Below are 12,618 nucleotides of genomic sequence, written 5' to 3'. Positions count from 1 at the left end.
AGAGAAAAATATGCTTTTAAAAAACAAAAAAATAGCCATTATTGGGGGTGGACCGGCGGGATTGACGCTTGCACGTTTATTACAACTTCAAAATATGCACGTGACAGTATTTGAACGGGATTTAAATCAGCATGCCCGTGTACAGGGTTCTCCTCTGGATTTACATCAAGACTCGGGATTAAAAGCACTGCAAAAATCAGGGTTACTCGACCAATTTAAACAACATTTTATGCCTCAGGCAGATCGTAAAAAGATCATGAATGAACAGGCCAACGTTTTTCTAAGCGACCATGATGATCAACATCAGCCAAAGTTTGGCGATCCTGATTTTCGACCTGAAATCGACCGTGGGGCTTTAAGAAAAATCTTACTCGAGTCTTTATTACCCAACACAGTGCAATGGGATCATCAATTCATTTCCATGCAAACACAAGCAGAAGGCTGGCTATTAAACTTTAACAATAAACGTCCTGTTTATGCAGATCTAGTCATTGCTGCTGATGGTGCAAACTCTAAAGTTCGCCCTTACCTTACAGATATTCAGGCTTTTTATACGGGTATCACGATGCTAGAAGGCTATATTGCCAATGCTGAGCAAACTGCACCACAGATAAATCAATTGCTAAATGGCGGCAAAATCATGGCTTTTGGCAATCAGAAAAATCTATTAATGGGACAAAAAGCCCATCATGAGATTGGCTTTTATGCCAGCTTTAAAGCGGATCAAACATGGACAAACGTTCATCAAGCGATGTATTCAGATCAAATCCAAATCAAACAATGGTTCAATCATTTTTATCTAGAATGGGATCCGATCTGGTCTGAGCTGTTTGAACATACTTCCCTTCCCTTGATTCCTCGTCCTATTTATTGTATGCCTCTGGACCAGACTTGGCAGACGAAATCAAATTTAACACTCATTGGCGATGCCGCACATGTGATGCCACCTTTTGCGGGCGAAGGCGTAAATGTTGCGATGCTAGATGCTTTAAACCTGAGTGAGTATTTATGTTCGGGGCAATTCTCTTCGCTGCAAGTGGCGATTGCTGCCTATGAAGACGAAATGCGTATACGAGCAGCAGAAATGGCAAAGTATTCTTTGGAAAATGGTGAACGCATGCATGCACCAGATGCCCTAAAAAACATGCTCAACTTTTTTCAGGTGCATTAAGTCTTTGATGTACACCCGCGCCTGCCCATCGGCCTGTCGCTAAACAGGCCGTCAACAAATACCCCCCTGTCGGCGCATCCCAATCCAGCATTTCACCACAAGCAAAAATATGAGGGCTGTTTTTTAGCATCAGATCTTTATCAAGTGCCTCTAACCGAACTCCTCCTGCACAGCTAATTGCTTCTTCAACAGGACGCAAGCCGTGTATCTGAATAACAAGTTGTTTGATATGTTGAGCCATTTTTAGCGCATCATTCCAGTCTGCTTTGCTTACTACATCACGGATTAAGGCAATTTTAGTTTTATCCAGCCCAATCTTTTGCCATAACGTATTTAAAGACTGTTTTTTGCCTTGTTGTAATTTGTGTAGAATCTGGGTTTGATCCCAATCAGGAAGTAAATCCAGATATAAAATCGTTGAGTTCTGAATTTTCATGGTTTCACGCAAATCACGATTACACCGATAAACCAAACCGCCTTCAAGTCCATAATGGCTGATAACCATTTCACCAAACTGCGGGGTTCGCCCTTCAGCCCATGCCTTGATACGCTTCAAGGGCTGTCCAAAAATTGGCTGCAAATACCTTGACCACTTAACCAGAACACCGACATTACTTGCGCTAAATGGTTGAATAACACAAGGATCAAGCCAGTGTTGCCATTGACCATCACTGCCCAATTGCGGCCATGAAACAGCACCACAAGCCAGTATGATCGCATCGGCTTTTAATGTATGTTGCTGCTGATGTGATAGGTCCAATACGGTTAATTCAAGTGAGTTCATCGTCATTACTTGATGGCGATAGAAAAACTTAACGCCGCGTTCCTGTAAACGTTTGAGCCATGCGCGTAACAATGGCGCAGCTTTCATTTCATTGGGAAAAATCCGCCCTGAACTACCTATATAGGATTCAATCCCCAAACCTTTCATCCATGCCTGAATCGTCTCAGCATTGCAAAGTTTAATCATCGGGCGTAACCATTCAGCATGGTCGTAACGCGAAATAAAAATGTCTAAATCTTCAACATGACTAATATTTAGACCGGTTTTGCCTGCCATTAAAAATTTACGCGCCGCTGATGGTTTTTGTTCGTAAACAGTAATGTGGTAATCACCCAGTTCGGATAAAATCTCAGCACATGCCAGACCTGCGGGACCTGCCCCAACAATCACGATCTGCTTATTCGGCATGATTGTGTCCTAGTAATGGCATAAATCCATCAAAACGGGTGCAATAGTCGACAGGTTTGGTTATCAATAATTGTTGGCATAACTCACCACGTTCAAGATATTTGATCTCAAAATGTGTCCGTGCCGAATCAGATTCAATTTGTTGTTTTACATAAGGCAAGTGCCAAAGTTGCTGTACTTGTTGTTCTGCTTCATCAATATAACCCGGAATATTACTGGCTAAAGTAATCGTACCTCGTGGTGTTAAACGTGAAAGTAAAAACTCAAAAAAAGGCATATTTAACCAGCGCTGGGCAGGGTTATGCGGCTCAGGATTAGGGTAAAGAATAAAAAACTGTTGTACTTGCTGCGGATAAAGCGCATGTACCATCCACGGTAAAGCATCTGCATGAATCGGACATAAATTATCTCGTCGTTCCAATTCTTGTTGTTTCTGCATCGCCAAAAATTTTTCTTTGGTTCGCTCAATTGCAAATAATGTTTGTTCTGGATGTTGTTCACTAAATAGCAATGCATGTTTACCCTTACCCGCCCCAATTTCTACACAAATCGGTGTATTTTCAATTGGATTAAAGTCACGAGGTGCCTGCATACGCTGGGCTTGAAATTGACGAATCGAAATAATCACAGCAAACTATTCAAACTAGGTATTGAAATCAGGCTAAGTCTAACAAGTGATTTAAGCTTTGCCTAATATCTTGATAACGAATTTGAGGATTTTACTATGCCACGCACATTTCCCTGTCCACGTTGCGGCGAACCATCTGTATGGGAAGACAATGAGTTTCGTCCCTTTTGTTCAGAGCGTTGCAAACTGATTGATCTAGGTGCTTGGGCAAACGAAGACTATAAATTACAAACTCAAGATGCGCCTAGCTCAGGAAATGGCCGTCCTGATGATTACGATGACTGAGTTAAATTTTAATCAATATCCATTATATTTAGTTGCAAAATTCTTCTAAAATCGTGTGATTTGTAAACAAAATTAAACATACAGCGCCTAAAATACTTGTCAATAATACAAATCTTCTCTTTATAGGAGAATTTGGATGATTTTATTGAGAATACTTTTTGGCGCTTTTGCTATTTGCTGTTTGATCTTCCTTGTTTTAGGCCTTATCGCTTCGGACGGCGTTTTATTTGTGATTGCTTTACTGTTTGCTGCTGCAAGTGGTTTAGTCGCATGGGAAGCCAAACAACGATTTCATAGTTTATTTCATTCCTGACCCATAGGACAATGATTGCAAGTTCAGTCATTGTCCTATTTATTTAGTATCCTCTAACCCGCCTTACCCGCAACAAAAGGATTAAACTGTTTTTCATAACCGATGCTGCTCATAGGCCCATGCCCTGAAATGAACTGGGTATCATCAGGTAAGCTAAAACATTCACGCTGGATCGAATCTAATAATTGCTGGTGATTTCCTTTCGGAAAATCAGTACGACCAATCGAACCTTTAAACAACACGTCCCCTGTCCATAACAAAGCATGTTGGGGATTATAAAACATCACGTGACCTGGTGTATGTCCAGGTGCAAAACGTACTTCAAACTGGTGCGTACCTAATGCCAAAACTTCGCCACCTTCCAGCCATTGATTAACATGTACAGGTTCTGGAATAGGAAAACCGTAACGTGCGGAAACCTCCTGAATCATGTCTAACCAGAATTTATCCTCCTGATGTGGCCCAATCACTGGAATATCCCAGATTCTGGATAACTCACCCACCGCACCGGCATGATCCAGATGTCCGTGTGTCAACCAAAGAGCTTTAACTTGCAGCCCTAAAGCATCCACTTCTTGTTTGAGCTTATCTGCATCGCCGCCTGCATCAATCAAAACTGCTTCTTTAGTTTCAATGTCCCAAAGAATAGAACAGTTTTGAGCAAAAGCAGTCACAGGAACGATTTTAACTTGCAGCATAAACAACCTCTGGCAGAAAAATGGCTTAATGGGCTAAGGTAATTTCAAGCGCACTCAAATGTGCTTGGAGTAATTGGCGAAGCAACTGTAAATGTGCATTTGAATCATTCAACGCAGGAATATATTGGTAAGACTCTCCACCAGCTTTTAAGAACAATTCGGCATTTTGAATGGCAAGCTCTTCTAAAGTTTCCAGACAATCTGCGGAAAAGGCTGGACTCAGAATCTGTACAGATTTTACGCCCTGCTCTGCCCATTGTGAAAGCAATTCATCAGTATAAGGCTTAACCCACTCCTGCTTGCCAAAACGTGACTGAAAACTAATTGCCCACTGATCGGGCGCTAGTCCCATCGCTTGAGCAACCAAGCGAGCGGTTTCCCGACATTGATCAGCATAAGGATCCCCTTTATCTGCATAAGGCTGGGGAATGCCATGAAAGGACATCAGCAGTTTTTCAGGTACTCCATGTTGAGCTTGAAAATCCTGAATACTCTGCACCAAAGCCTGAATAAATAAAGGATGACGGTAGTATTCTTTAACAATCGTTAAGCCAGGTAGGTTACGTTGCTCAGGAATCCATCTGGCAAAAGCATCATAAAGAGGGGCTGTGGAGGTAGCAGAATATTGCGGGAATAAGGGCAGTAAAATAATATGATCCTGAGGGTTTTGTGCAAGTTTTTGCAATAAAGACGTAATGCCAGGTTGGCCATAAGTCATCGCTGGAACCACACTCACATCAAATTGAGGATATCTTTCTATCAATTCATGCTTTAAAACTGCTGTTTGTGCGAATAGGATTTCCCGCATCGGAGAGTCGGCACGCCATACACTCGCATACGCATGTGCCACACGCCTAGGACGAAAAGGTAAAACAAAACAGCGCAAAATAATCTGCCACAACAGTTTAGGAATTTCGATCACACGCTGATCGGACAAGAATTGCTTTAAAAACTGTCGTACGGCGGGAATAGTGGCTGCATCAGGTGTTCCCAAATTGGCTAAAATAACGGTCACTTTTGGCTTGGATGCAGCAACAGACATTTATGTTTCCATCATGAAGAAAATATCTCGAATGTCTTACTTTAACAGTTTTACGCGTGTGGATAAATGAATGTTCAGTTTGTTTTTACCTGAGAAGCACGATTGTTTTCAGTCGCATAACTCTCTAGTAATTTTAAAGCTTTTGGAGTCATTTGCCATAATAACCGCTGTCTTTCATCTCGACCTGTGGGAACAATCCAATCATTTTGACGCATCTGCATTTTAATATGATGCAAAGCGCGAATATTGATTTGTGATCGTGCTACCGCATGGGCACGAGGCAACACCAATCGCGCATCTTCTAGCCCTGTTTCGTTGAGATAATCATTAATTCGTTTGGAAAAATATTCCTCTGGCGTTGGGATTTTAAAAACCACACTTAATATGGATAATATTTGCAACCAGCTCAACTTACGTTCAGGTTTAAGTTCCTGAAAATTACCATCCTGATAAGCATGAACTCGATATTCAAAAGAATAGATTTCGTTGGTATAAACTTTTGGCATGACAACAAGTGGGTCATTTTCTCGCTTACCCAGCTCAGTTTCCAAACGGGTGACTTTGGCTCGCAGGCTATCAATTTCATCTTGCAAAACCTGTGTGTTTTGTGGTCTCACCCAACCCGATACAGGATAACGCTCAAGCATTTGCGACATATTAAAGCGTACAGCCAACTCCAAATCCCGTAAGCTGCGATAACAAAAAACCTGATCAACTTCCTGTTGAAGTTGTTTACGAAACTCACTAAATTTTTCTTTTAATTCAGATTTAGTATCTTGTAATGCAGCATCCCGGCTTTCAGGAGCCTCATGCATAAATACAATAATCGGTTTTTGCTTAGTTACTGCATAAATATATTCGAGGTGCATATAACTTACACCTGAAACAGATTGTTCCCCATACTGACTGCCCAATAGCAAGACCACATAATCACAATCGTCAATCTGACGACGTGCAATAGCCGTGCTCAGTGGCGTGCGCTGCTCTAGCCCCCATGAAAAAAATCCCATTCCAATCAGTGTTTGTGCTAACACCATACGTTCTGGTTGCATATCTGCACCAGAAGTTGAAATAAAGACCTGATAACGCTTATCCAGCATGGTTATCCCCTAAAACATTATATTCCTCATCACGTTCCCTGTGATGCAATGAATATACACATCCCCAAATTAAATTTAAAACACAAGCATTTACATCAGATTCACATACATTTAGCGGTCGATATTTTGAATACGCCAAATAATATGCTCACTAATCATATGTTTTAACACAAACTTTAGCTCATCTGCATTATTTCCGCTGACAAAACATTCAATTTGCAAATGATTCTGACGAATTTCGTCAAATAATAACTCATTTTTAATCAAAATACGGGCAGTTTGGCGCGCCACAGCCAATCCAGAGTCAATTAATGTCAGTTTTTCCCCAAAAAGGCGGGTGATCGCTTCTTTTAAAAATGGATAATGGGTACAACCTAATACTAAAGAATCAGCATGTTGATCAATCACAGGTTGCAGACATTGATGTAAAACATTTAAGCAAGCTGGACTCAACTGTTGTCCTGCCTCAATGAATGGAACGAGTTGCAAAGAGGTCACAGGTAATACTTTTACACCTGCTGGATGGGCAAAGTTCTGGATTACATCTTTAATCAGTTGTCCGCGAAATGTTGCAGGGGTGGCGAGTACCGCAACCACTTTAGACTGACTCTGCAATACGGCAGGTTTCAATGCAGGCACTAAGCCCACTATCGGAAAAGACTCTCCATAATGTTCACGCAAATAATCCAGACTAAACGCAGAGGCTGTATTACACGCTACGACTGCCATTTTACACCCACGACGATATAACCATTCAATCGCTTGTGCAGTTAACTGTCGGATCTCCTGATCTGAACGCGAACCATAAGGCACATGCGCAGTATCAGCAAAATAAATAATTTGTTCATTGGGTAAATGCTGGACGATTTCCTGCGCAATAGTTAAGCCGCCGACTCCTGAATCAAAAATACCAATCGGTGCATCTTTAGATGCTTTAGGTCTTGGATCAAGTTCAGAATAAATAGGTTGTATGGCGGTCATTTCTGCGAGTAAATCCATCGTCTCAGATTCAAGATTAAGCTTAAACCTCAACTGCTTAAATGCAAGAGCAAATCACCACTTTTTAACGTTAAAATAGTGTCGCCATCTGAGTTTTCAGTCAAATTACCCAACTCAATTAAGTGATAAAAAGCCGCACGCTGGATCAAGGCATTAATACCAAAACGCACATGAACATAAGGGCGTAATTCGCTATCTCCTGCTTCATTTGGATAACCACGCATAAAAATTGGATGGGATTCATCGACAATCACTACATCCTGATTGGTTGTGGTTAATTGGATAAAAGATTTAGACTCAATCTCAATTTGTTCAACCTGATTGACCAGTAAAGGTTCGTCTTCGACTTCAATTTCAATCTGCTCAACAGGTGTTTTTAAATAAAATTTTCCCTCTTCTTTCCAAAGCACTTTAGAAAATAGGTCTAAAAGTGCCTGTCGTCTGATCAATTGACCTTCGTGCCACCATTCTCCATTGGCTTTTACCAGCAGATCCATTTTGCCGCAATGCTTTGGGTGCCATTGGTCAAGAGGGGGAATTGACCTTTTGTGACTTTGCTGTGCATGTTTTAGATATTGTGCGATACTCATTAAGTTTTTATCATCTAACGATGTTGTCTGCTTCGTCTCTTGAGATGAATGATTTTGATTTACCATGGTTTATGCCCTTGCTGACGAGAAAATATAACGACTCAGCCAATTGGCTAGATCAGGGTTTGAAACTATACTAGCCACAAACTATTTAAGACACGATTGTCTGTTTGTGTCTAGACATTAAAGAACACTCATGGCAGCACCGAAGCAGTAATGTTACGGTTGCCACCCTTAGCAATATGAGGAGTCCTACATGGAGCACATCGAACGCGAAGCGATGGAGTTTGACGTAGTGATCGTTGGTGCTGGGCCTGCGGGTCTATCGGCTGCGATTAAAATTCGCCAACTTGCGATTGAAAATAATTTACCCGATCTGTCCGTCTGCGTCGTCGAAAAAGGTTCTGAAGTAGGCGCTCATATTCTGTCTGGTGCAGTGCTTGAGCCTCGTGCCATCAATGAGCTATTCCCGAACTGGAAAGAAGAAGGTGCACCTTTAAATGTCCCTGTAACTGAGGATAAAACCTACTTCTTGCTTTCTGATGAAAAATCTCAGGAAGCACCCCACTGGATGGTACCTAAAACCATGCATAACGATGGCAATTATGTCATCTCATTAGGTAATGTCGTGCGCTGGTTAGGTCAAAAGGCCGAAGAACTGGAAGTGTCGATTTTCCCTGGCTTTGCTGCCGCTGAAATTCTGTATCATGAAGATGGTACAGTTAAAGGCGTACAAACGGGTGATATGGGCATAGGTAAAGATGGCGAACCAACGCATAACTTTGCCCCGGGTTATGAACTACATGCCAAATATACCCTATTTGCTGAAGGCTGCCGCGGTCATTTAGGTAAACGCTTGATCAGCAAGTTTAATCTGGATCAAAATGCTGACCCGCAGCATTATGGTATCGGGATTAAAGAACTGTGGGAAATTGATCCAGCCAAACACAAAGAAGGTCTGGTGATGCATGGTTCAGGCTGGCCGCTGAGTGAAACTGGTTCTTCTGGTGGCTGGTGGTTATATCACGCTGAAAACAATCAGGTGACTTTGGGCATGATCGTGGATTTATCTTATGAAAATCCACATATGTTCCCATTTATGGAAATGCAGCGCTGGAAAACTCATCCGCTTATCAAACAATATCTGGAAGGTGGTAAGCGTATTTCCTACGGTGCACGTGCAGTTGTAAAAGGCGGTTTAAACTCCTTACCGAAACTGACTTTCCCGGGTGGCTGTCTGATTGGTGACGATGCAGGTTTCCTAAACTTTGCCAAAATCAAGGGATCTCACACCGCAATGAAATCAGGCATGCTGTGTGGTGAAGCAGTATTTGAAGCGATTGCGCGTGGAGTAGAAAAAGGGGGTGATTTAGCCATTGCCCGTGTGCTCGAAGGTGAAGACTTCTTTGATAAAGAACTGAATGCTTATACGCAAAAGTTTGATAATAGCTGGCTGAAAGAAGAGTTACATCGTAGCCGTAACTTTGGCCCTGCGATGCACAAATTTGGTTTGTGGATCGGTGGTGCGTTTAACTTTGTTGATCAAAACATTTTTAAAGTGCCATTTACTTTACATGATTTGCAACCAGACTACAGCGCACTTAAAACCCAAGACAAAGTGACCTTCAAGCCAACTTATCCAAAACCAGATGGTAAATTGACTTTTGATCGTTTGTCTTCGGTATTTGTATCTAATACTGTGCATGAAGAAAATCAGCCTTCACATTTGAAACTGACCGATCCAACCATTCCAGTCAATGTAAATTTACCGAAATGGGATGAGCCTGCACAGCGTTATTGTCCTGCTGGGGTTTATGAAATTGTAGACGAAGGTGAAGGCAACAAGCGCTTCCAAATCAATGCAGCCAACTGTGTACACTGTAAAACCTGTGATATTAAAGATCCATCACAGAATATTACTTGGATAACACCAGAAGGCGGCGGTGGGCCGAACTATCCAAATATGTAATGTCTGAATAGTTTTGGCAGAGCTTTAGTCGCTCTTCATAACAGAAGATGTTTTCATTACGTTGTTGTGTCTCATATCCAATGCACTGTAATTAAAATTACGGTGCATTTTTATTTCAGTTTTTAGCTTATTTTGCCTCACCTCATCACGCTTACATTTCTATCGATCTTTGTTACTTAACTTCCGTTCAGAAGCGCTTAGACTAAATTTTAAACATTTTTAATTCTATCTCGATCTGTTGTTAATTGCTGGTCAAACCTTTTAAGCAATTCACTCAAGTCATCGCATATGAAGAACAATTCATGGCAAATCTTGAGCAATAGATAGTTTCATCATAATACTTTGAAAAGGATGAGAATAATGCTCGATTTAAAACAAACACTTCAATCACTTCAGCCTATACGTGCTACACCTGCAGTTTCTATTTTTGTCCCTACTCATCGCACTTTTCCAGACAATCAACAAGATCATATTGCCCTCAAAAACCAGTTAAAACAACTTGAAGAACAATTATCGAAATCCTATGACAAAGTTTTTGTGGCACAATTTTTAAAGCAAATTCATCAAAAAACAGACGACTTAAATCCAAACTATCATCTGGATACATTAGCAATTTTTGCCACACCCGATCAGGTTGAAGTGATTCGTTTACCTTTTAAAACTCAGACCAGAATCATCATTGATAGCCAATTTGTACTGCGTGATTTTATCCGCGAACTGTCTTATGCATTGGATTATTATATTGTGGTGGTGACACGCGAAAAAGGTCGTTTGATTCAGGCTTCAAATAGCACCGTTATTCATGAATTTTCAGAATTGGATCAAGATCTCAATCCCCTTTTGCCACACGGCGCTTTTCCCGTCAAAAATGAAACGTTATATAGTCTGACCGCAACAGAACGTTCCGCTGCGGCACAAGAAGATCGTTATCTCAAAGAGTTTTTAAATCGAGTCGATAAAAATGTACAAGTGGTACATGCGCAAAAGCCGCTCCCAATTGTTCTTGTAGGTGATCGTCGTAATATCAGTTTTTATGAATCGATCTGTGATCAACCCAATCAAATTATTTTTTGCGTTGATAATGTCACTCAACTTGAAGACAGTGAACCAAGACATATTGTTGAAAGTATTCAAAATGCATTAAGTGACTATCAAATTAAAATTCATCAAAACAATGCTCATCAATTAGATCAGATTTATGGCAGTGATCGTGTAATTACAGATTTGCAGAATATTTATCAGGCAGCTTTACAGGGCAATGTGGATACTCTTTATGTACAGCAAGGGTATCGTGTGAATGGGTTTGTAAATATTGAACAACAACGTATTGAGTTTAGTGCTGCACCAGAAGAAGATACATCTCCAGTTGATGTGATTAATCATGTGATCGATGCTGCACAAACACATGGCGGTCATATTGTATTTTTGCCAGAAGCCTATTTAAATGGAAAAACACCTATCACCTTACTGAGCCGTTATGCCTTGTAAAATTAAAATGATGTATTCAGATCATGAAAACTGAATACATCATTGTTTATACAAAATGGCAATGTTATTTAATAGGTTGAGCTTCTGGAAAATGCCATGTTCCATTTAAAATAGATGCTTGTGGCCGATATAGGCGAACCATATAGTTCCAGCCTTTTACAATAGGAATGCAATTGACGGTGGTTTTATTACATGCGCCAAACTGAATCGTAATCGAACCATCTTTGGCTTTTTGAGCAGTGACACTGTTAAGGTTATAGCTGTTCAATTCATTAGGTTGATAATATCCCTGTTCGTTATAAACACTCACCGACCAGAACTCATCTACGGGTACATCTTTCACCGAAAGTTTATAAACCGTTTTACCATCATTTTGTTTTGGGGTGATATTCAAATAAGTCGCTTCTGTTTCTGGATTGCCTCCCCATGCCGAGGCTGAACCGATTAAATGTAAAACAGGATCGACCTCATTTTTCTTACCAAACATCCCATTGGTATCCGATAATGTTTCGCTTAAGACAAGCAACGCATCTCGGACTTTCTTTTGGCTGACTAGGTCCCACTTTGGAATCTCAAATTTTCCAGGGCCATTGGCTTGTTCAATTTTGATTTGATCTTGCACGGCATGTGCAGCGTTCACATCTTTAGGATCATTTGGATTAACCAGAGTTCTAAATCCAAATAAAACATATCGTGTTCCAATATTTTCCTTATTAAACACATAAGTGCCTTTGTCATAAATCACAAAAGGCGTGTAATGATCTTCAGAAATGACTTGCAAGGATTGAAATCGCCCTTTGGTATCAGGCATTGTGATTTTTACAGGCCCCGCATCCAGATCATAAACACCTGAAGAATATAGGGTATCGCGGTTTAAACGAATAATGGTCTGATTTTGTACCGAAGCCACATCTCTACGGTTATATAATTTACCTAAACCACCATCTTTCACCTGCGCACTAAGATATAAATCGCTCTCAGCTCGTACAAAGTTTTTAGGCGTAACCGTGACACTCTCATCTGCATAAACGCTGGTTGCTCCCAATGAAAGAGATGACAAAATGACAGCATTGATTAACTTTTTAGACATGATGAATTTCCCTCTTTTTAAGCTTTTTGATTATTGTCGTTAAAAATAATATA

At 40.7% G+C, this 12,618-nt stretch carries 13 protein-coding genes; 5 read left to right on the top strand and 8 right to left on the bottom strand.

Annotated features, from left to right (window positions below):
* Positions 1-10 precede the first annotated feature (10 nt).
* Entirely contained in the window at positions 11-1,171 is a 1,161-nt protein-coding gene (locus tag IAE20_RS01900; protein WP_200481571.1) for an FAD-dependent oxidoreductase, read from the top strand.
* Here the strand turns inward: IAE20_RS01900 and IAE20_RS01895 are convergent.
* Both IAE20_RS01895 and IAE20_RS01890 read right to left on the bottom strand, forming a co-directional pair.
* Positions 1,149-2,363 (bottom strand): TIGR03862 family flavoprotein, encoded by a 1,215-nt coding sequence (locus IAE20_RS01895; RefSeq protein WP_200481572.1) that lies wholly within the window; start codon positions 2,361-2,363, stop codon positions 1,149-1,151. The genes IAE20_RS01900 and IAE20_RS01895 overlap by 23 nt on opposite strands.
* On the bottom strand, positions 2,353-2,991 hold the full coding sequence (locus IAE20_RS01890) for an SAM-dependent methyltransferase (protein ID WP_200481573.1): 639 nt from the start codon (positions 2,989-2,991) through the stop codon (positions 2,353-2,355). Before IAE20_RS01890 ends, IAE20_RS01895 begins: the two co-directional genes overlap by 11 nt.
* A 96-nt stretch (positions 2,992-3,087) precedes the next feature.
* Between IAE20_RS01890 and IAE20_RS01885 the strand changes: the two genes are divergently transcribed.
* Positions 3,088-3,276, top strand: a complete 189-nt coding sequence (locus IAE20_RS01885) for a DNA gyrase inhibitor YacG (protein WP_200459228.1) — start codon at positions 3,088-3,090, stop codon at positions 3,274-3,276.
* A gap of 136 nt (positions 3,277-3,412) precedes the next feature.
* The gene (locus IAE20_RS01880) at positions 3,413-3,589 is read left to right on the top strand and encodes a hypothetical protein (RefSeq protein ID WP_200459227.1); all 177 of its coding nucleotides are present in this window, start codon (positions 3,413-3,415) and stop codon (positions 3,587-3,589) included.
* A gap of 53 nt (positions 3,590-3,642) precedes the next feature.
* On the opposite strand, the gene IAE20_RS01875 is transcribed toward IAE20_RS01880, so the two are convergent.
* The 5 genes from IAE20_RS01875 to IAE20_RS01855 all read right to left on the bottom strand — a co-directional run bounded on the left by IAE20_RS01875 (position 3,643) and on the right by IAE20_RS01855 (position 8,084).
* The gene (locus IAE20_RS01875; RefSeq protein ID WP_200481574.1) at positions 3,643-4,287 is read right to left on the bottom strand and encodes an MBL fold metallo-hydrolase; all 645 of its coding nucleotides are present in this window, start codon (positions 4,285-4,287) and stop codon (positions 3,643-3,645) included.
* Between the two features lie 25 nt (positions 4,288-4,312).
* A complete protein-coding gene (gene hemH / locus IAE20_RS01870; RefSeq protein WP_200481575.1) occupies positions 4,313-5,329 on the bottom strand; it encodes a ferrochelatase in 1,017 nt (338 codons plus the stop codon).
* 74 nt (positions 5,330-5,403) lie between these two features.
* Complete coding sequence (locus tag IAE20_RS01865) at positions 5,404-6,429, bottom strand: DUF4062 domain-containing protein (RefSeq protein ID WP_200459224.1); 1,026 nt, start codon at positions 6,427-6,429, stop codon at positions 5,404-5,406.
* A 111-nt stretch (positions 6,430-6,540) separates the two neighbouring features.
* On the bottom strand, positions 6,541-7,410 hold the full coding sequence (murI, locus tag IAE20_RS01860) for a glutamate racemase (protein WP_200481669.1): 870 nt from the start codon (positions 7,408-7,410) through the stop codon (positions 6,541-6,543).
* A gap of 47 nt (positions 7,411-7,457) precedes the next feature.
* Positions 7,458-8,084, bottom strand: coding sequence for a DUF1285 domain-containing protein (locus IAE20_RS01855; protein ID WP_200481576.1), 627 nt, complete (start codon positions 8,082-8,084; stop codon positions 7,458-7,460).
* Positions 8,085-8,274: 190 nt separating this feature from the next.
* On the opposite strand from IAE20_RS01855, the gene IAE20_RS01850 reads away from it, so the two are divergent.
* Positions 8,275-9,987, top strand: a complete 1,713-nt coding sequence (locus tag IAE20_RS01850) for an electron transfer flavoprotein-ubiquinone oxidoreductase (protein ID WP_200459222.1) — start codon at positions 8,275-8,277, stop codon at positions 9,985-9,987.
* Between the two features lie 360 nt (positions 9,988-10,347).
* Positions 10,348-11,475, top strand: a complete 1,128-nt coding sequence (locus IAE20_RS01845; protein ID WP_200481577.1) for a hypothetical protein — start codon at positions 10,348-10,350, stop codon at positions 11,473-11,475.
* A 64-nt stretch (positions 11,476-11,539) separates the two neighbouring features.
* Here the strand turns inward: IAE20_RS01845 and IAE20_RS01840 are convergent, their stop codons facing one another.
* Positions 11,540-12,565, bottom strand: coding sequence for a DUF1214 domain-containing protein (locus IAE20_RS01840; protein WP_200459220.1), 1,026 nt, complete (start codon positions 12,563-12,565; stop codon positions 11,540-11,542).
* Positions 12,566-12,618 lie beyond the last annotated feature (53 nt).

The organism is Acinetobacter sp. S54, assembly GCF_016624945.1.
In the GTDB taxonomy this organism is placed as follows: Bacteria; Pseudomonadota; Gammaproteobacteria; order Pseudomonadales; family Moraxellaceae; genus Acinetobacter.
This window is presented reverse-complemented; position numbering and strand designations above follow the sequence as displayed.

What these genes read in the sequence shown, in the direction of transcription:
- IAE20_RS01900 (WP_200481571.1), top strand. Translation starts at nt 11, where the DNA reads ATGCTTTTAAAAAACAAAAAAATAGCCATTATTGGGGGTGGACCGGCG.
- IAE20_RS01895 (WP_200481572.1), bottom strand. Translation starts at nt 2,363, where the DNA reads ATGCCGAATAAGCAGATCGTGATTGTTGGGGCAGGTCCCGCAGGTCTG.
- IAE20_RS01885 (WP_200459228.1), top strand. Translation starts at nt 3,088, where the DNA reads ATGCCACGCACATTTCCCTGTCCACGTTGCGGCGAACCATCTGTATGG.
- IAE20_RS01880 (WP_200459227.1), top strand. Translation starts at nt 3,413, where the DNA reads ATGATTTTATTGAGAATACTTTTTGGCGCTTTTGCTATTTGCTGTTTG.
- IAE20_RS01875 (WP_200481574.1), bottom strand. Translation starts at nt 4,287, where the DNA reads ATGCTGCAAGTTAAAATCGTTCCTGTGACTGCTTTTGCTCAAAACTGT.
- hemH (WP_200481575.1), bottom strand. Translation starts at nt 5,329, where the DNA reads ATGTCTGTTGCTGCATCCAAGCCAAAAGTGACCGTTATTTTAGCCAAT.
- IAE20_RS01865 (WP_200459224.1), bottom strand. Translation starts at nt 6,429, where the DNA reads ATGCTGGATAAGCGTTATCAGGTCTTTATTTCAACTTCTGGTGCAGAT.
- murI (WP_200481669.1), bottom strand. Translation starts at nt 7,410, where the DNA reads ATGACCGCCATACAACCTATTTATTCTGAACTTGATCCAAGACCTAAA.
- IAE20_RS01855 (WP_200481576.1), bottom strand. Translation starts at nt 8,084, where the DNA reads ATGGTAAATCAAAATCATTCATCTCAAGAGACGAAGCAGACAACATCG.
- IAE20_RS01850 (WP_200459222.1), top strand. Translation starts at nt 8,275, where the DNA reads ATGGAGCACATCGAACGCGAAGCGATGGAGTTTGACGTAGTGATCGTT.
- IAE20_RS01845 (WP_200481577.1), top strand. Translation starts at nt 10,348, where the DNA reads ATGCTCGATTTAAAACAAACACTTCAATCACTTCAGCCTATACGTGCT.
- IAE20_RS01840 (WP_200459220.1), bottom strand. Translation starts at nt 12,565, where the DNA reads ATGTCTAAAAAGTTAATCAATGCTGTCATTTTGTCATCTCTTTCATTG.